At 64.5% G+C, this 18,136-nt stretch carries 15 protein-coding genes; 4 read left to right on the top strand and 11 right to left on the bottom strand.

Features of this window, described 5'->3' with window-relative positions:
- Positions 1-82: 82 nt before the first annotated feature.
- A complete protein-coding gene (locus E8A46_RS14720) occupies positions 83-550 on the top strand; it encodes a thioesterase family protein (protein ID WP_291561836.1) in 468 nt (155 codons plus the stop codon).
- A gap of 46 nt (positions 551-596) precedes the next feature.
- Here the strand turns inward: E8A46_RS14720 and E8A46_RS14715 are convergent, their stop codons facing one another.
- Positions 597-917, bottom strand: coding sequence for a 2Fe-2S iron-sulfur cluster-binding protein (locus E8A46_RS14715; RefSeq protein WP_291561834.1), 321 nt, complete (start codon positions 915-917; stop codon positions 597-599).
- A 289-nt stretch (positions 918-1,206) separates the two neighbouring features.
- The gene (locus E8A46_RS14710; protein ID WP_291561832.1) at positions 1,207-1,584 is read right to left on the bottom strand and encodes an Hpt domain-containing protein; all 378 of its coding nucleotides are present in this window, start codon (positions 1,582-1,584) and stop codon (positions 1,207-1,209) included.
- 396 nt (positions 1,585-1,980) lie between these two features.
- Between E8A46_RS14710 and E8A46_RS14705 the strand changes: the two genes are divergently transcribed.
- Complete coding sequence (locus tag E8A46_RS14705) at positions 1,981-6,975, top strand: methyl-accepting chemotaxis protein (RefSeq protein WP_291561830.1); 4,995 nt, start codon at positions 1,981-1,983, stop codon at positions 6,973-6,975.
- Between the two features lie 128 nt (positions 6,976-7,103).
- Here E8A46_RS14705 and E8A46_RS14700 read toward each other — a convergent pair whose 3' ends face one another.
- The 4 genes from E8A46_RS14700 to E8A46_RS14685 all read right to left on the bottom strand — a co-directional run bounded on the left by E8A46_RS14700 (position 7,104) and on the right by E8A46_RS14685 (position 10,552).
- Positions 7,104-7,436 carry a hypothetical protein gene (locus E8A46_RS14700; protein ID WP_291561828.1) on the bottom strand — a complete coding sequence of 111 codons (333 nt, stop codon included), beginning with the start codon at positions 7,434-7,436 and terminating at the stop codon, positions 7,104-7,106.
- A gap of 288 nt (positions 7,437-7,724) precedes the next feature.
- A complete protein-coding gene (locus E8A46_RS14695) occupies positions 7,725-8,609 on the bottom strand; it encodes an MlaD family protein (protein WP_291561826.1) in 885 nt (294 codons plus the stop codon).
- A 36-nt stretch (positions 8,610-8,645) separates the two neighbouring features.
- A complete protein-coding gene (locus E8A46_RS14690; protein ID WP_291561824.1) occupies positions 8,646-9,416 on the bottom strand; it encodes an ABC transporter ATP-binding protein in 771 nt (256 codons plus the stop codon).
- Between the two features lie 2 nt (positions 9,417-9,418).
- Positions 9,419-10,552, bottom strand: coding sequence for an ABC transporter permease (locus E8A46_RS14685; RefSeq protein ID WP_291561820.1), 1,134 nt, complete (start codon positions 10,550-10,552; stop codon positions 9,419-9,421).
- 146 nt (positions 10,553-10,698) lie between these two features.
- On the opposite strand from E8A46_RS14685, the gene dgcA reads away from it, so the two are divergent.
- Positions 10,699-11,694: an N-acetyl-D-Glu racemase DgcA gene (gene dgcA / locus E8A46_RS14680; protein WP_291561818.1), complete on the top strand. Its 996-nt coding sequence runs from the start codon at positions 10,699-10,701 to the stop codon at positions 11,692-11,694.
- Here dgcA and E8A46_RS14675 read toward each other — a convergent pair.
- Positions 11,664-12,863, bottom strand: a complete 1,200-nt coding sequence (locus E8A46_RS14675; protein WP_291561816.1) for an MFS transporter — start codon at positions 12,861-12,863, stop codon at positions 11,664-11,666. The genes dgcA and E8A46_RS14675 overlap by 31 nt on opposite strands.
- Positions 12,864-12,938: 75 nt before the next feature.
- On the opposite strand from E8A46_RS14675, the gene E8A46_RS14670 reads away from it, so the two are divergent.
- Positions 12,939-14,105, top strand: a complete 1,167-nt coding sequence (locus E8A46_RS14670; protein ID WP_291561814.1) for a hypothetical protein — start codon at positions 12,939-12,941, stop codon at positions 14,103-14,105.
- A 23-nt stretch (positions 14,106-14,128) separates the two neighbouring features.
- Here the strand turns inward: E8A46_RS14670 and E8A46_RS14665 are convergent, their stop codons facing one another.
- The 4 genes from E8A46_RS14665 to E8A46_RS14650 all read right to left on the bottom strand — a co-directional run bounded on the left by E8A46_RS14665 (position 14,129) and on the right by E8A46_RS14650 (position 17,507).
- A complete protein-coding gene (locus tag E8A46_RS14665; RefSeq protein WP_291561812.1) occupies positions 14,129-14,431 on the bottom strand; it encodes an EthD family reductase in 303 nt (100 codons plus the stop codon).
- Positions 14,432-14,550: 119 nt separating this feature from the next.
- Complete coding sequence (locus tag E8A46_RS14660) at positions 14,551-15,534, bottom strand: threonine/serine dehydratase (protein WP_291561810.1); 984 nt, start codon at positions 15,532-15,534, stop codon at positions 14,551-14,553.
- A 105-nt stretch (positions 15,535-15,639) separates the two neighbouring features.
- On the bottom strand, positions 15,640-16,695 hold the full coding sequence (locus E8A46_RS14655; RefSeq protein WP_291561808.1) for a glycosyltransferase family 1 protein: 1,056 nt from the start codon (positions 16,693-16,695) through the stop codon (positions 15,640-15,642).
- Complete coding sequence (locus E8A46_RS14650; protein WP_291561806.1) at positions 16,695-17,507, bottom strand: UDP-2,3-diacylglucosamine diphosphatase; 813 nt, start codon at positions 17,505-17,507, stop codon at positions 16,695-16,697. Before E8A46_RS14650 ends, E8A46_RS14655 begins: the two co-directional genes overlap by 1 nt.
- Between the last annotated feature and the right edge of the window lie 629 nt (positions 17,508-18,136).

Below are 18,136 nucleotides of genomic sequence, written 5' to 3'. Positions count from 1 at the left end.
TATGCCGTCAAGGCGCCCGGCAACCCCTTGCCGCCATTCGACAACTGCGCTGTAACGGCGTGAAAGCATGGAGATCGTCGCCGTGAACGCACCAGCCCGTCTCGATTCAACCCCGCGCCTTGAGGATTTTCCCTACCGGCTGACCGACAATGTGCGCTTTGCCGACCTCGATCCCAATCAGCACGTCAACAACGCGGTCTATGCGACCTATTTCGAGACCGGCCGCGTCACGCTGATGAAGGACCGCAGTTACGGATTGATGCCCGAAGGCCTCGCCTGGATCATGGTGCGGCTCGATATCCACTTTCGCGCCGAACTGCGCTGGCCGGGCACCATCGAGATGGGGCTCGGCGTCTCGAAGTTCGGCCGGACATCGGTCACCTTCGATCAGGTGGTGTTTTCCGAAGCCAAATGTGTCGCATCGGCGCAATCGGTGACCGTGCTGATCGATGAGGCGACGCGCAAACCGACGCCGTTGACATCGGAGATTGTCAGGAATTTTCAGCCCTGGCTGCGCCGCGGCGTGGAAATAGCGCCGCCGAAGCTCTAGGGCGATTCGAGCGAAGCCCCGGCTCTGGTTCGATCAGAACCGGGCCCTAGGCCTGCCGTTCCGGCGTCGAGACCACGAGGCCATCGAGTTCATCGCTGATCTTGATCTGGCATGACAGCCGCGAATTCGGCCGCACGTCGAACCCGAAATCCAGCATGTCCTCTTCCATCGGCGACGGCGCGCCGACCTTTTCCCGCCACGCCTCATCGACATAGACATGGCAGGTGGCGCAGGCGCAAGCGCCGCCGCACTCGGCTTCGATGCCCGGGATCGCATTGCGGATCGCCGCTTCCATGACGGTGGCACCGTTTTCGACATCGATGGTGCGGGTTTCGCCGGTATGGTCGACAAAGTGAATCTTGGCCATGTTCGCTCGTGCTGCCGGATGAGAGAGGTCCGGGCAGTCCTATAACGGGTCGATCCGCCCGGCGCTAGTGCGGGGGTTTTGGCATTCGCATCAGCGTGTCCGGGATGTCCGCCATGCCGATGTCAAATCCGACAACCGCGCGGGAATCCGCGATCCACCGGTGCTGCTTGGGTGCCAGGCTTGCGCGTAGCGCCTGCCGCGCCGGCGGGCGAATATCGAACGCCGGGCCACCGGCAACCGGGATGAAAACCCGAGGCGCGGTTTTTGCGGCACGTGGGATCGTTCGGGATCAGGACCGGTTCAGGATCGCGTCGATGGCCGCGCGGGCCCGCGCCACGGCATCGGTGAGCTCGGCCAGCGCCAGGGCCGGATCGCCGCCGCTCCGGATCAGGGCTTCGAGACCCTCGGCGGCATCGGCCACGCCAAACGCCCCGATGGCGCGCGCCGAACCCTTGAGTGTGTGCGCCAGCGCGCCGGCGTCGGAGGGTAACGTGGCGAGCGCGCCGACCAGACCAACGGCCTGTGCCGAAAACATCGCCAGCACCTCGCGCTCGAGGCTGGTATCGCCGAGCGTCATTCGCCTGATATGTTCGATATCGATCGGACCGTCGTCGGGGACGAGTGGCGGCGATGGCATCCAGGTAACCCGTTCCAGATGAAGCGGCATGGCGTTGATCCGACCTTCCGCAGTTTAGCGATCTGACAGAGCAGGTTTCACCAGCCAATCACGGAAAGGGTTAACGGAACGTTTGCCGCGCCATCGCAAGTTTGCCATGTTTTCGGCAAACACTTGCCTCAATTAACCCAAGCGTATGAGAATTTCGAAGGTCTATAAGGCCTTACGGCGTGGCGCTGTTAACGATGATTAAGATTGTATTAATCGCAGCCATTTCAATCGCGCCGCCTTGCCAATAGGATGTTTGCGAAGCTGGCGGACAAGCCGACCGAACGACTGCGCCTTGCCGCCGCACGGGGGTATGACGCCGGTTGCGGGCTTGCGGGGGCGTTCGCGCAAGACTGTTTTCGGGATGCGTAAAAAGTAAAACGAGGGGTCAGACTGAACATGGCGAACAATCCCAAGAAGGTCAAAGACCCTACGGAAGTCGCGCTTTCTGCCATTCAGGAAGCCTTGAACATCAGCGACGATAGCAACAACAGGGGCTCGGTCCGCAGCGATGCCGCGCCGGCAAGTCCGTCCGCGGCGGCGGCCTATAATGAGTCTGCCTTCGACACCCGGCCGAGCGACGACCGGCCGATGTTCGAACCCCTCGAAGAGCCGCGCACGACTCGCCGCGCCGCCAATGACGACCGCGAAACCATCGGCCAGATTCTGCAGGCCATTCAGAAGGGCCGCCCGGCGCGCAACGTCTACACGCTGGCTACGCTTTTCACGGCGGTATGGGTGTTGGGCGCCGCGGTGCTGACCTTCTCCTTTCTCCCGTCGATACAGGCCGTCATCGGTCAGGGCGGCGGCACGCTGGCGCTGGCCGGACTTGCGGCCTTGTTCCTCGCGCCGATTTTGCTGCTCTATTTTCTGGCCAGCATTTCCTGGCGCGGTCAGGAATTGCGGATGATCGCGCAGTCGATGGCGCAGGTTGCGATCCGTTTTTCGGAGCCCGAGGGCGCTGCCAGCGACTCGATGGTGACGGTCGGTCAGGCGATCCGCCGCGAAGTGGCGGCGATGGGCGACGGCGTCGAGCGCGCCATCGCGCGCGCCGGCGAGCTTGAAACCCTCGTGGCCAATGAAGTTTCGGCGCTCGAGCGCGCCTACAGCGACAACGAGGTGCGGATCCGCGCCCTGCTGCAGGATATCGCCCATCAGCGCGACAACCTGGTCGGACAGGCCGAACAGGTTCGCAGCGCCATCTCCGGCGTGCAGATCGACCTGCGCCACGACATCGCGTTGATATCGGACGCGATCGCATCGCGGGTCGACGAGGTTGCCAAGAGCATCACAGGTGCGCTGGAAGAACGCGGCGCCCACATCACCAGCGCGCTCGGCAATGCCGGCGACAACATGATCCTGGCGCTCGGCGAGCGCGGCGGCGACCTGCTCGACCGGCTCGAGGAAGCCAGCGCCGAAACCACGCGCGCCGTGCTCGACGCCAGCGAGCGGCTGACCACCAGCCTCAATTTCAAGACCGGACACGTCCACGATGAATTCGTCGAACTGGCCGACCGCGTCCACGAGATGCTGAACGAGCGGATCGACCGCATCACATCCGAATTCGAGCAACGCTCGTCCACGATCGTGGACGGAATTTCCGACCGCACCGAACAGGTTCACGACTCGCTGAAGAATTCGAGCGACTCGCTGCTGCTGGAGCTTGAACTGCGCAGCGGCGATCTGGTGAGCAAGATCGACGATGCCGGCAATCGCCTGGCGACGACCATCCTCTCCTCGGGCGACAAGGCGAGCGACGCGCTTGACGTGACGGTGAACTCGCTGGTGGCGAAGGTCGTCAGCCAGACCGAAAACGCGCACGACACCCTCAGTATGCAGATGAGCGCCTTCGACGAACTGGTGAAGAACCAGGGCGGAGAGCTCGCGGAGAAATTCGCCCGCGACAGCGGCACCCTCGGCGCGCTAATCACCCGCCATATTTCCGAGTTCGATCGCACCGTCAAAACCTTCGGCGGCGAAATCGTCGAACGCATGGGCCAGCGCACCCAGGACATCGCGGAAACCCTGAAGACTTATGTCGATACCTTCGACACGCGGCTGACCTCGAACGGCGGCGAGATTACCGCCTCGCTCGACCAGCGCCTGATGCAGTTCGAGACGACGCTGGGCACCAGCGTCGCCCATCTCGACAGCTCGCTCGACATCAAGATCAAATCCTTCGATGAATCGGTCGACGGCCGTCTCAAATCGCTCGAACAGACCTTCGATTCGCGGGCGAAATCAGTCACCGAAACTATCGACGGCCGGCTCGGTTCGCTGGCCTCCTCGCTGACCGACGGCGCCGCGCAGGCGATCCACTCTATCGACTCGCGCCTCAGCCTGCTCACCTCTTCTCTGACGGAAGGCGCCGCGCAGGCGATCGAAGCCGTCGATCGGCGCATCGTCAACGTGACCGAGACCATCGATGGTCGCAGCGCGCAGCTGACCGAAACCATCACGGCGCGGTTCCAGGAGATCCATCAGGGCATCGAGGCCCGGGTGGGCGCGGTCGCTACCGATATCGATACCCGCGTCGCGCAGTTCGAAGACCTGTTGGGTTCGCGCGTCGAAGCCGTGGCCGGCCGCATCGAGAGCAGCGGGCGGCAAGCCAGCGACGATCTCATGGCCCGCGCCGAGGAATTGTCGCTCGGGATCAAGTCCCATGTCGAGGATGCGGAACGCTCGCTGACCAACCTTGTGGTCAATACCAGCGAGACCATCCAGACCGGCGCACGCACGGCGCAGCAAGCGCTGCTTACGGTTTCCACCGACGTCGGCGCCCAGCTGAAGCTGACTTCGGCGGAAGTCGAGCGCGCGCTCACCGCCGTCGGCAGCAGTGCCGCGAGCTCGATCGTGAACAGCGCCCGCGATGCGCAGGCCACCCTCGTGACGGCTTCGTCGGACGCCACCAGCCAGGTCAAATCCCTGGCCGCCGACGTCGAGCGAACGCTCTCGGCCGCCGGCTCGGCGACCGCCGGTTCGATTGTCGCCGGTGCGCGTGAAGCGCAGTCCACGCTGGTCTCGGCTTCCGCGGATGCGGCCGGTCAGGTCAAGTCCCTGGCCGCCGATGTCGAACGCTCGCTCTCGGCCGCCGGCTCGGCGACCGCTGCGTCGATTCTCGCGGGCGCGCGTGAAGTCCAGACCACGCTCGTCACCGCATCGTCGGAGGCCGCCAACCACGTCAAGTCGCTAGCGATGGATGTGGAACGTACGTTGACGGCGGTCGGAGCGGACACCGCCGCCTCCATCCTGAACAGCGCGCGCGAGGCCCAGAGTTCGCTGACCGCAACGTCGGCCGACGCCGCCAGCCAGATCAGGGCGATCTCGACGGATATCGAGCGCTCGCTCAGCACGGTTACCGCCAACACCACGGATAATATTGCAACCAGCGCCCAGAATGCGCAGAGCGCACTGGTGGCCGCGTCCAACGAAGTAAGCTCGAAGGTCAAGTCGACCACGGCGGAAGTCGAACGCTCGGTTCTCGCCGCCAGCGGCACCTTCGGTTCCGCCATGACCGGCAAGACCGACGAAATCGTCACCTATGTGCAACAGCAGACGGACCGTCTTGCGCAGATGATCGACGGCAAGCGCGGATCGCTGGTCGAGGCCATCGGCACCAAGACCAACCAGCTCACGGTCGATGTCGATCGCGTCACCTCGGAGGCGCTGAGATCGATCGAAACCCGCGGCCAGACCTTCTCGCAATCGATGCTGAGCAACGGCACCGACGTGGCACGGACGATCACATCCGCCGGCGAACTCGCCACCGGCGCCGTCAACAAGTCGCTGAAGGAGCTGGAGCAGGCTTCGCGGGCGGCCATCGACCAGTCGCGCCAGGTCTCGGTCGCGGCGGTGACCGAGATGCAGGAAACCAGCAAGATCCTGCGCACCGATACGGTCGCCCTGTTCGAACGGCTGCGCGAAGGCAATATCCTGCTGCAGGAAGTGCTTACCGGCGCTCACGACAATCTCAATTCGCTTGAGCGCGCTTTGGTCACCCGTGTGGCCGACTTCGTCTCCGCCATGAACGATGTTACCTCGCGCAACGGGGCGGCTACCCAGACGCTGGAAGACCAGTTGAGCGTGTTCAACTCGAAGACCTCGAAGGCGCTGGAAGACCTCGGCTCGCTTTCCAGCCAGTTCGATATCCACGGCAAGGCGCTGGTCGAGGCGGCTTCGGTGGTCGAGCAAAGCAACCGCAACACCACCGCCTCGCTCGCCGAACGCAAGTCCGCGCTTGAATCGCTGGTCACCACGATCGACCTGCGCACGACGGACCTCGATCAGCGGTTATCGCGCTTCACCGGCTTGCTCGATGAATCGCTGGCGGCCGCCGAAGAGCGCGCGCGCGATATCGCTCGCGTGGTGGCGGAAACGGCAGGCGCCGGTTCGGCGGCCATCAGCCGGCAGTTCGAAGCGGTTCGCTCGGCTGCCGAAGAGGAACGCCGGCTGACATCGGACGCCATGAGCGAAATCTATCAGCAGAGCACCCAGGAAGCGGATGCGATGTTCAAGCAGTCCGCGGAGAAGTTCGCCAACATGGTGGTGGGCATGAAGCAGATGGCCGCGGAAATGCATCGCGAGCTGGAGGCCACGCGCAACGAACTTCGCCGTGGCGTGCTGGAAATGCCGCAGGAAGCCGCCGAGAGCACCGCGCAAATGCGCAAAGTGATCGTCGACCAGATCGAGGCATTGGCGGAACTGAACCGGATCGTCGCCCATCACGGCCGCGGCCTGGATGTCGTGACCTCCGGCCGCACCAGCGTGCATCGTGAGGAAGAGCCGATGCTGGCCACCGCCGGCGGACGCGGCGAGTCGCGCTCCGCGCCGCGCATGCGCGAGGCCAGCAGCGCCTCGAGCCTGCCGCCGCCGGACCTTGGGCTGCCGGCCTCGCGGCGCACGGAGGCTCCGCCGGTTTCGCCGGCGAGTGCCGACCAGGGACGCGATGGATGGCTGTCCGATCTGCTAAGCCGCACCGATGGCGGCGCAGGCACTGGCACCGGTTCGGGCAATCGCGATGTCGCGCGCAGCCGCCCGGCCCAGCCGGCCAGCGGTGGCAACCCGCTGGAGTCGCTGTCGCTCGACATCGGCCGCCTGATGGACCGCAACCTCGCCGCCGAAATGTGGGATCGCTATCAGCGCGGCGAGAGCAAGGCCTTCACCAAGCGGCTCTATACGCCAGCCGGCCAGAAGGCGTTCGACGAAGTCGCCCGCAAATACCGCGCCGACCGCAACTTCAAGCAGACGGTCGACCGCTACATCGCCGAGTTCGAGCGGCTGCTCGACGAAGTCGCGCGCGAGGATCGGGGACCGGCGGCGTTGCGCAGCCACCTCACCTCCGAGACCGGCCTCGTCTATACCCTGCTCGCGCATGCCGCGGGACGGCTCGGGTAAGGCTCGAGCGGAAGTACAAAAATGAAAAGCGGAGGCAGCGATGCCTCCGTTTTGTTTTTGGCGTTCGCTTCCTCTACAACAATCTCAAGTCATGATGGTAGAGGCCTGCATGCAGTATCTTCAAAGGCTTAGCGCAGCGCTTGAAGAAACTCCTTTATGTTCTGGTGCATCGCACGCTCGTTCGCGATACGCATGCGATCGGCGGCAATCGGCGAGTCGGAGAAGGTCGCAGTACCCTTGGTTTTGATCGGATAGGTCGCGGCGGCGCCGGCGCCCGAAATTTTGTAGGTGACGTCCGCAATCACATCCAGATCGAGCCCGATCAAGGGCTGATCCAAATTCTGGATTTCGGCGTCGAGGTAGAATTTTGGCGTGCCAGACCGGGCCAGATAGCCGTTAGCCGCAAGCGTGCTTTCAAGCGCTGCCTTGAGTGGTTCATTGGCGACGCCCGGCACCGTCAACACACTCATCACCTGACCGCCACTCACCGAACGGACCGCGATTGCATTTCGATATTTCGGACTGGGATTTGCGACCGCGCCACCGGCGACGGTCATGGCCTCTTGTGTCGCGCAAGCCACAAGCCCCGGCGCGATGAGCGCCAGGACGAGAAGAATCCTTCCATGTCGCACTAAACCTTACCCCCACCCGCACCCAACGCACCCATTGGAGATTGTAAGGTGGCGTCGATCGGGCATCAATGGGTGATACGGTCCGCAGCGCTGAAGCTAGGACCGGCGACCGCTTCCTTACTGACGCCTCGGCGTCGCAGGCGCCGCGGGCGGCGGCGTAGGCGTCGAGGCGGAGGCCGCCGCTGGCGTGCTTGAGTTGCCCGCACCGAACAACAGCCGCGTCGGGTTGCGGTCGAGATTGTTCACCGCGCGGCTGATATCGCCGAGCGTGCGGCGGCCGTCGGCCATCAGGGCGCCGGAGCGCTTGTCGAAATCTTCCGCCAGTTCGCGGATCGATTTCACCGTCAGGAACAGTTCGCCGCCGTCCTTGCCGCCGGCCAGCGTATTGAGGCCAAGCATCAGGCTGTCGGCTTTTCCCATCACGCCGTCGACCTTCAGCATGACGTCGTCGATCTTCTGGGCGTTGCGCGCCAGCGACGAGGTGAAGGTCTCGAGGTTATGTAGCGAGTTCTTCACCGCCTGCTGGTTGTCGGCGACCACCCTGTTGATGTTCTGCAGCGTGCCGCGGATCGCCTCCGTGACGTCCTGGAGCGCGTTCGGATCGGCCGTCAGCACGGGAACGCCATCCTCGTCCAGGGGAACCGCGGGTGCGGCCTCCTCGCCGCCCTTCAGCGAGATGGCGGCGACCCCGGTCAGCCCCTGAAATTCCAGCCCCACCAAGGTGTCCTTGCGCAGCGGCGCGTTGTTCTCGACCATGGCGAGCGCGACAACGCGACGCGGGTTGTCGAGCTTCACCGACATCACTTCCCCTATTCGGATACCGTTGAAATTCACGCTGCCGCCGTTGCGCAGGCCCGCCGCCGGGCCTTCGAAGATGATGCGGAGCGGGCTGCGCGCCTTGGTGGTGTGAAGGCTCTGGAACCAGAGAACAAAGCCGAACGCCGCGGCAATCACCGCCAACGTGAACGATCCGATCAGAACGAAGTTCGCCCGCGTTTCCATCAACCAACTCCGATACCGGCTGTACTAGCCAAAATATTAGCCCATGACCGCGCGGGCGCGCTTGCCGTGGAAATAGGCCCTCAACCAGGGATGTTGCGAGGCCTGCATGTCGGCCATCGATCCTGCGGCAATGATCTTACCGTTCCCTAAAACGGCAATACGGTCGCATGCGGTATAAAGGCTGTCCAAATCGTGGGTTACCATGAAAACGGTCAGGCCCAAAGTCCGCTGCAGGGTCCGGACCAGCTCGTCGAAGTCGCCGGCGCCGATCGGATCGAGGCCCGAGGTCGGCTCGTCCAGGAAAACCAGTTCGGGGTCGAGCGCGAGCGCGCGCGCCAGCGCCACACGCTTGACCATGCCGCCCGACAGTTCGGAGGGGAAGCGGTCGGCCACTTCCGGGCGCAATCCCACCATGCCGAGTTTGGCCACCGTGATCTCGTCGAGCAGCCGCTGGGTGACGTTGAGATATTCGCGGACCGGAAACTGGATGTTCTGCCGCACCGTCAGCGAGGAAAACAGCGCGCCCTGCTGAAACAGGATTCCCCAGCGCCGCTCGACCCCGCGCCGCTCCGCGGTGCTGGCGGCGTCGAGATCGATCCCGAATACCTCGATGCGTCCGGATATCTTGGGAACCAGCCCGATGATGGTGCGTGTCAGTACCGATTTGCCCGCGCCGGACGGCCCGACAAACCCCAGGATTTCGCCGCGCCTGACGTCGAGATTGAGTCCGTCCAGAACCTTGGCGGAGCCGAACTGCACCGAGATATCACGCACCCGGATGATGGCATTTTGCGTGTCAGGCGCCATCATCACATTCCGATCGAAGCGAAGAAGATCGCAAACACGCCGTCCATCACGATGACGAAGAAAATTCCCTTCACGACCGAGGACGTGGTGTGTTGCCCAAGCGATTCCGCGCTGCCCTGCACCGCGAGCCCCTCGACGCAGGCGACGATCCCGATCACCGCCGCCATCACCGGTGCCTTGATGATGCCGACGGTAAAGTGATCGATCGAGATCGCGTCGCGCAGCCGAAGCAGGAACGCCTCGGGATCGACGCCGCCGTAAAGCCACGCCACCAGCCCGCCGCCATACAGCGCCGCGATGGCGCCGAGAAAGGCCAGGATCGGCAGCGCGATGATCAGCGCCAGCATTCGCGGCAGGATCAGGACCTCGATCGGATCGAATCCCATGGTGCGCAGCGCGTCGATCTCTTCGCGCATCTTCATCGAGCCGAGCTCGGCGGTATAGGCGCTCCCCGAGCGGCCCGCCACCATGATCGCCACCAGCAGCACGCCGATTTCGCGCAGCACCAGCACACCGAGCATATCGACCACGAAGATATCCGCACCGAACTTGCGGAAATGAAAGATGCCCTGCTGGGAGATGATGCAGCCGATCAGAAAGGTGATCAGCACGACGATCGGCACCGCCCGCCAGCATACTTGCTCCAGATGATGCACGGTCGAGGTCAACCGGAAGGCCCGGGGGTGAATCAGGACCCGCCCGCTCGCGGCCAGCACGGCGCCGAGCATGTCGATCAGGCCGATGACCGTGCCGCCGATGCCCACCATGGTGCGGCCGACCTGGTCCAGCATGCCGGTAATGGTCACCGACGTGGTGTCGGCCGCGGGCGTTGCCTTCACCCGGCGGACCTCGTCGACCAGGCTCGAATAATTGGCGGAAAGCCCGGCGATCTTCGCCTCGGCGCCTCCCTGGGTGAGGCTGCGGCGGAGCCGCTCGATCAGCCATGCCCCGAAAGTGTCGAGCTTGGAGACCTGCGATACATCGATGAAGATGTTGGGCCGGGTTCCAGTCAACTTTTCGGCATCCGCCACCATCTGCTCGAGGACAGGCGCAAAGCGGGCGGTCCACGTCCCCGCGGCGCACAGTGCAAGCCCGTTGCCCTGTGCTATCCGCTCCAATGTCGGGTCGCCCTTCACGATGCCCACTCCCGTGCCGATTCTCCCGCTAGCCGCCGACGAGGAAAATCCGACAACGCTGCGATGACCTTGTAGAACACATCCCTAACCAGCCATACTTGGTCGCGCCGGGCAAGCCGGGCGTTCAAGAATTGCCAGATATTAAAATGACTTCCAGCAAATCGCCAACGCTTGCCGCGCGAATCGAACGCTGGCCGATCGCCGGCCACTTCACCATCAGCCGGGGCGCCAAAACCGAGGCGGTGACGGTCGTGGCGGAGATCAGCAAAGGCGGCCATACCGGGCGCGGCGAATGCGTTCCCTATCCCCGCTATGGCGAGACCCCGGAAGCCACCCTGGCTGCTGTCCTGTCGCTGCGCGAAGCCGTTGGCCGAGGATTGGACCGGGACGCCTTGCAGGCGGCGATGCCTGCTTGTGCTGCCCGCAACGCGCTGGATTGTGCGTTGCTCGACCTCGAGGCCAAGACCAGCGGCCGGCGCGCCTGGAACCTGCTCGGACGCCCTGCCCCGCGCCCCTGCACCACCGCCTACACGATCTCGCTTGCCGCGCCGAAAGCGATGGCTGCGGCCACCGCCAAGGCGGCCCACCGGCCGCTGCTCAAGATCAAGCTCGGCGGCGACGGCGACGGCAAGCGGATCGCCGCCGTGCGCAAATCGGCGCCGGAGTCCGAACTCATCGTCGATGCCAACGAGGCCTGGACACCGCGAAATCTGGAGCGAAATCTCGCCGCCTGTGCCGATGTCGGCGTCACCCTGGTCGAGCAGCCGCTGCCCGCCGGCCAGGATGAAATGCTGGCGCGCATCAAGCGGCCGCTCGCGGTCTGCGCCGACGAAAGCGTGCACGACCGCGCCTCTCTGGCGGGACTGCGCGAACGCTACGATGCCGTCAATATCAAGCTCGACAAGACCGGCGGGTTGACGGAAGCGCTTGCCATGGCGGATGCGGCGCGTGCGCAAGGGTTCGAAATCATGATCGGCTGCATGGTCGCGACCTCGCTGGCCATGGCGCCGGCGCTGCTGCTCACCGCACAGGCCCGCTATGTCGATCTCGACGGCCCGCTGTTGCTGGCGCGCGACCGCGAGGGCGGGTTGCGCTACGACGGCAGCCTGATCTATCCGCCGGACGCCGTACTCTGGGGGTGATTGCTGAGGTGATGCCGGCCGGACCCCATCAGGACCGCGCCCGACAGCGCCATCGCGGCCATGACGTAGTACACGCCCTGCCCGTGACGGGCATAGATCGCACCCGACAGGATCGACGCGCTGGAGGCGACGATGCCGGCACAGGCGGCAAGATAACCTTGCCCTCTCGCCATGACATGGACGGGCACATGGCGCACCAGGAGTCCCATGGTGCCGACTTGCGTCAGGCCAAAGCTCAGCCCGTGCGCCAGCTGGACCGCCGCGAGAATTGCAACTGGAGGATCCTGCGCCGTGATCAACCAGCGCGCGACCGCGCTGAGCGCCCCGATCACCACAAGGATCGCAGGCGGCAGCGTGAAGCGCGGCGACAGCGCGAACACCACGATCTCGGCCAGCACCCCCAGCACCCACAACCCGGCGATCGTCAGCCCACCGAGGCCGGATAGCTGCCAGGTGATGGAGGCGAAGGTGTAGTATGCGGCGTGGCTGCCCTGGATCAGCGCCGAGGCCGCGATGATGACGAGGAAGCCGGGCTCGCGCAGCAATGCTGGCGCGCCTTGCGGCATCACCCGCGGCGCCTTGGGATTGTCCAGTGGCTGGAGCCCGAGGCTGATCGCGGCGCCGAGGGCGGCCATGCCAACGATGATCCAGATCAGGTGCCGGGCGGCGATGAAATCGACCAATAGCCCGCACAGCAGCGCGCCCACGACGAAGGCGGCCGAGCCCCATAGCCGCAGCGGCCCGTATTTGAGGCCGTACCGTGCCACGCCGCGCAACGCATAGGCATCCGTCAGCGGCACCATCGGCGTCCACATCGAGGCGGTGAAGGCAAAGGCGAGGAATACCAGCATCGGCTGGTGTTGGGTCCCGACCACCGCAAACCCCAGCGTGGTCAGGAAGGCCGTGACGATCATTGCGCCGCGCAGCGAGCCCCGCCTTTCGGCAAGGCTGGTGACGAACGGCAGCACCGTAAATCGCGTCACCGCAGGAACCGCCGTGATGATCCCGATCCACGATGCGTCGATCCCGACCGCCCGCAGCCACATCGGGAAAAACGGCAGGTGGCTGCCGATCAAGGCGAACACCGCGCCGTAAAACAGCGCCAGCCTGACCGCGAATCGCCTCGGCGCGGTCGCAGATGCGATGGGGATTGTTGATTCGGATGGCATCAATTCAATTGCGATTCGCTCGATATCGTGGTGATCGTTAACGTAACGCGCGATGATTTGCGCGATGAGTTTGCCATGGCCGACGAAGCATTCGCCCTGTCACCGATCTCCGCGCGCGCGGCGCAGCCGAGCGCGGAAGACTATGACGCGATCAGGGAAGCGTTCATGGAGACCTCGCGGGGCCGCTGGTTCCTCGGCGAGTATTCCAAACGCAATCGCAATGCGGACACCCGGATGGTGCTCGATGCGGTGGCGCGGATCGAAGAAACGCTTGCCGCGCAGAAACAACCGGCCTCCGACAACGGGCTCGCCGAGACGATGGCCGCGATCAGGGGGGCTGTCGAGGAAGCCAGAGCCGCTGCGTCCGCAGCATTAGGCGGGATGGCGCTGGAGGAAAATCTGGCGCCGGCGCGCAAGGGCGCCCGGGTCATCCGGGAAATCGCATGGCGCTTGCGGGAAATCGGCGCCGATGGCCGGATTTGCGACCTGATTGATTCGCAGGTCAGCGCCATTGAAGCGGCTTGCGAAACAGTAGCCGAAACCGATCCCGGATCCTCCGTCAGCGCCGCATTCGATCTGATCGACGCAGGGATCGCGACGTTCGACGATGGCGATGCAGCGGCCCCGCCACCGGCCGAGCAGGCGATGGCGTCCTCGCCGCCGGCCGCCGATGAAGAGGTCCCCGCTTCCGCGCCTGCCTCTGAAGAAGCGGTCGCCTCGCCCACTTCGGCAGCGCACGACGCGGCGCCCGATGCCGCGGTCGAGACGGTGCAGACGGTGACCATCGTATACGAGGCCGAAGACGCGATCAGCAGCGCAGCGATACCGGCCGAACCGACCGCCGCGACGGCTGAGGCCGCGGACATGAGTTCCGAATCTGACGACGTGTCGGCCGAAGCTGCCGAAGCCCACGACGATGCGGTGCTGGAATTGATCGCGCATGAGATGGCCGCGCTGGATCCTGCCGATGCCGACGACCCGCCCGATGACGAAACCTACCAAATCGAGGCGGCCGAGTTACCGCCGGCCGCCTCCGTTATCGCCGCCGAGCCCGAACCGCAGATCGCCGCGCCGGAGATTCAACCTTCGCCTCAACCTTCCCTAGAACCCGCGATCGAACCTTCTCTCGGTTCGAGCCTGATCGCCAACGGAATCGTGCCACGGCCCCGGCCTCCGCGGCCGGATCCGCTGGCCTCGATCCGGCGCATGAGCCAGACCGAGAAGATCGCGCTGTTTTCCTAGCGCATGGTCCCGAAGAAGGCCCGTCACCCGACCGGAAAATGCACCATGGTGACGCCGCCGGAGGCGTAGTTCGGCACGTCGCCCGCAACCGCCTGCCCCTCCTTCGATCCAAAGGCGCTCATCATCGCCGCCTCGCTTTCGAAATCGGCTTCGAAGACGCAGAAATAAGGCGACTTGCCGGGACCCATCGGCTTCACGTCGAACGAATAGCTGGCTTTCTTGACGCCCGGGATCTTGCTCGCCAGCGGCAGGTGCGTCTCGACGTAATATTTCCTGAAATGTGCGGGGTCCTTGGGCTCATTGTAGAGCACGAGCAGCCTGTACATCCGATTCCTCCCGGTTTGATCTAACCCGCCTTTTTGCCAAGGCTGGGCATTCGAAGTTTAGCAAACGGCCGGGGTCCCCGCGAGATCATATCGGCCGGGAGCGCGCCTGCTTCAAACCGTCAGCCGATCAATCTGGCGTACAAATCCGCATCGACATTGCCGCCGGACAGCACGATCACGACATTCTTGCCGCCGATATCGACGCGGCCGGCGAGCAATGCGGCAAGGCCAACGGCGCCGCCGGGCTCGACCACCAGCTTGAGCTCACGGAACGCAAAATCGACCGCCGTTCCCACTTCGGCATCCGACGCGGTGACGCCCTTGGTGAGCAGCCGGCAGTTGATGGCGAAGGTGATTTCACCGGGAATCGCGGCCATCAGCGCGTCGCAGATGGTGCGGCCCTTGGAACCGTGCGGTTCGCGTTGGCCGGCGCGGAGCGAACGCGCGTGGTCGTCGAAGGCCTCGGGTTCGGCGGACATCACCATGGCCAGCGGGAAGCGCGCCTTGATCGCGGTCGCGACGCCGGCGATCAGGCCGCCGCCGGAAACCGGCGCCACCACGATATCGGGGGTAAGGCCAAGTGCTGCCATGTCGTCGGCGATTTCCTTGCCCACCGTGCCCTGGCCAGCGATCACCATCGGGTCGTCATAAGGCGGCACCAGCGTCGCCCCGTGTTTGCCGGCGATGTCGCGGGCGATGGCTTCACGGTCCTCGCGGTCGCGATCGTACAGCACCACCTCGGCGCCATAGGCCTTGGTGCGCTCGCGCTTGGAGAGCGGAGCGTCTGACGGCATCACGATGGTCGCCCGCATGTTGAGGATTTGGGCTGCGGCCGCCACGCCCTGGGCATGGTTGCCGGAGGAGAACGCCACCACGCCGCCGCCGCGCGCCGCCATCGGTATCGACGAAAGCTTGTTGAAGGCGCCGCGGAACTTGAACGATCCGGTGCGTTGCAGCACCTCCGGCTTTAGAAAAATCCTCGCGCCAACGCGGTCACAGAGAACCGGGGGCGACAACAGCGGCGTTCGCACCGCGAACGGCGCCAGCACGCGCGCCGCCGCGTCGATATCCGCGGAACTCACAGGCAAGGGCAACATCGTCATGCCCGACTTGTAACGCGTACCCCGACAGGCGGGCAAGAGCTGCAGTAGCGTTTTCGAGCGAAGTGGATACCGGTTCGCGCAAAGAAAACGCGTCAAAATAAAAACTCATGCGACGAAGCGCGGATGCTCGGCCGAAAACGGCACCGCGTCGCGGGTCGAATCAACCGCGCGGATATCGGCCATGTTGTCGATGAAGGCGCGCGCCGAAGCCTCCCAGGTATGCCTTGCGGCAAATTCGAGGCAGGCCTGCGGCGAGATCCGCAGCGCGGAGAGGCAAGCCAGCCGCAGATCGTCGTTCAATGCGCCGACCGGCGCCGAGCCGAGCACGTCGCGGGGACCGGTCACGGGAAAGGCGGCCACCGGCACGCCGCTGGCGAGCGCCTCCAGCAGCACCAGGCCGAAGGTGTCGGTCCTACTCGGAAACACGAAGACGTCGGCCGCGGCATAGGTCTTCGCCAGTTCCTCGCCATGCCTTGCCCCGAGGAACACCGCTTGCGGATATTTTCGCATCAAGGCCGCCCGCGCCGGCCCGTCGCCGACGATGACCTTGGTGCCCGGCAAATCGAGATCGAGAAACGCCTTGAGATTCTTTTCCACCGCGACACGGCCGACGCAGAGGAAGACCGGGCGCGGCAAACCGAGGTCGGCCATGCGCGGATGAAACTGGCCGGTGTCGACCCCGCGCGGCCACAACACGACATTGCGAAAGCCGCGCGCGCGCAATTCATTTGCCAAAGCGGGAGTCGCCACCATCACCGCCTGGCTGCCGCGGTGAAACTGGCGAAGCGCGGCCCAGATCCAGGACTGGCGAACCGGCAAGCGCGCCGAAACGTAATCGGGAAAGCGGGTGTGAAAGCCGGTGGTGAACGGCAGGCCATGCTTGCGGCAATAGCGGCGCACCAACAGCCCGATCGGGCCTTCGGTCGCGATATGAATGCTGTCGGGCCGCGCCTCCCGGATCAGGCGCGCGATCTTCGCAGCGTACGGCAACGCCAGGCGCAGGTCGGGATAGCTCGGCAGCGCGAAGGTGCGGAACGATTTCGGCGTGAGAAAACTGACCTCGGCACCGAGCGCCCTCGCCGCTTCCGCGGTCATCGCCAGCGTCCGCACCACCCCGTTGACCTGGGGATGCCACGCATCGGTCGCGATCAGGATATGCATCAGGCGGCGCGCGCTGCGACCGGGGCGACAGGAACCGCCCGGCGCAGCGGGTCGGTCCAGGTGATGATTTCGAAGCGGCCGTCCTCGTGCTCGACCAGCGCGGTGCAGCTTTCCACCCAGTCGCCGCAATTCATGTAGCGAATGCCGTGTTCGTCGCGGATCGTCGCGTAATGGATATGGCCGCAGATCACCCCGTCGGCGCCATGGCGCCGCGCCTCGGCGGCGAGCGTCGCCTCGAAGGCGCCGATGTAGTTCACCGCGTTCTTGACCTTCAGCTTCGCCCATTGCGACAGCGACCAATAGGGCACGCCGAACGCGCGGCGGAAGAAGTTGACCAGCCGGTTCATCTGGATGGCGAAGTCGTAGGCCTTGTCGCCGAGATGGGCGAGCCAGCGCGCGTTCTGGACCACGAGATCGAAGATATCGCCGTGAATGACGAGGTAGCGCCGGCCGTCGACGCCGACATGGACGGTGTTCTCGACGACATCGATGCCGCCGAAATGCGTGCCGTAATAGTTCCTCAGAAACTCGTCGTGATTGCCCGGCACATAGACGACCTTGGCGCCCTTGCGCGCCTTGCGCAGCATTTTCTGCACGAAGTCGTTGTGCGATTGCGGCCAGTACCAGTTCGATCGCAGCGCCCAGCCGTCGACGATATCGCCGACGAGATAGATGGTGTCGGCGTCATGGCTGCGGAGAAAGTCCAGCAATCGGTCGGCTTGCGAACCGCGGGCTCCGAGATGGACGTCGGAGATAAACAAAGTGCGAAATCGCCGTTCCGGCAACTCTTCACCCATCGAGTCACTTCCCATGCGCGCACCTAACAGATTCCCATGACAGTGCGATGACGAGAACCCATCGGTTCTGATTGGATCAGAACCTGAGGGAACCGTCCGTCCCGGGCCGAAATCACGGCTTCGCGCTGCCCATCCACCACGAATCGGACGCATCTCACTTTGCACCGCGATAACAGTCCCTTGCGACAATCTGGCGACATCGGGAGCATGATCCGGACCCGCCGGGCCGCATTAGCGGAAAGTGGGAATCGGTTTTCCCTCGCGACAAACGCGGGACGCGTTTGCAAGGAGTCAAAAAAAGATGAGACCACTGCAAATGCAGCGCCACAGAGGAGCACAGATCCGCCTTCCCGCAGCGCGGCGCGCCCGAGTTGTGCTCGATCCACTCACCCTCGACAACAGAGGGCGCAGGGAATGCCGGACGCTCGGCGCGTCCGCAGCCGCGTGTGCAGTGGTAGAAAGCACACGCGCTAGTCACCACGGTCACACCGGAAACACCCGGCATTCCCCGCGCAATGGTTTTAACGGTTTGCTTCGTGCTCTCCCCGGTGACCGGGCTTTCTTGCCACCGTCGACTCGCGGGAATTGCGTTCCGCAAGACTTGACGCCAGCGTCGGGGCGTCAGGACCACACGACTTCGCCGT

Origin of the sequence: Bradyrhizobium sp., assembly GCF_004799445.1 — a bacterium.
Taxonomy (GTDB): domain Bacteria; phylum Pseudomonadota; class Alphaproteobacteria; order Rhizobiales; family Xanthobacteraceae; genus Bradyrhizobium.
The sequence above is the reverse complement of the archived record's forward strand: the minus strand, read 5'-3'. Positions and strand labels throughout refer to the sequence as shown.

Excerpts from the sequence above, each read along its gene's own strand:
- E8A46_RS14655 (WP_291561808.1), bottom strand. The coding sequence starts at position 16,695 with ATGCATATCCTGATCGCGACCGATGCGTGGCATCCCCAGGTCAACGGG.
- E8A46_RS14710 (WP_291561832.1), bottom strand. The coding sequence starts at position 1,584 with ATGCCGCTTCATCTGGAACGGGTTACCTGGATGCCATCGCCGCCACTC.
- E8A46_RS14690 (WP_291561824.1), bottom strand. The coding sequence starts at position 9,416 with ATGGCGCCTGACACGCAAAATGCCATCATCCGGGTGCGTGATATCTCG.
- E8A46_RS14665 (WP_291561812.1), bottom strand. The coding sequence starts at position 14,431 with ATGTACAGGCTGCTCGTGCTCTACAATGAGCCCAAGGACCCCGCACAT.
- E8A46_RS14695 (WP_291561826.1), bottom strand. The coding sequence starts at position 8,609 with ATGGAAACGCGGGCGAACTTCGTTCTGATCGGATCGTTCACGTTGGCG.
- E8A46_RS14670 (WP_291561814.1), top strand. The coding sequence starts at position 12,939 with ATGGCCGACGAAGCATTCGCCCTGTCACCGATCTCCGCGCGCGCGGCG.
- E8A46_RS14675 (WP_291561816.1), bottom strand. The coding sequence starts at position 12,863 with ATGCCATCCGAATCAACAATCCCCATCGCATCTGCGACCGCGCCGAGG.
- E8A46_RS14715 (WP_291561834.1), bottom strand. The coding sequence starts at position 917 with ATGGCCAAGATTCACTTTGTCGACCATACCGGCGAAACCCGCACCATC.
- E8A46_RS14705 (WP_291561830.1), top strand. The coding sequence starts at position 1,981 with ATGGCGAACAATCCCAAGAAGGTCAAAGACCCTACGGAAGTCGCGCTT.
- E8A46_RS14650 (WP_291561806.1), bottom strand. The coding sequence starts at position 17,507 with ATGGGAAGTGACTCGATGGGTGAAGAGTTGCCGGAACGGCGATTTCGC.
- E8A46_RS14660 (WP_291561810.1), bottom strand. The coding sequence starts at position 15,534 with ATGACGATGTTGCCCTTGCCTGTGAGTTCCGCGGATATCGACGCGGCG.
- dgcA (WP_291561818.1), top strand. The coding sequence starts at position 10,699 with ATGACTTCCAGCAAATCGCCAACGCTTGCCGCGCGAATCGAACGCTGG.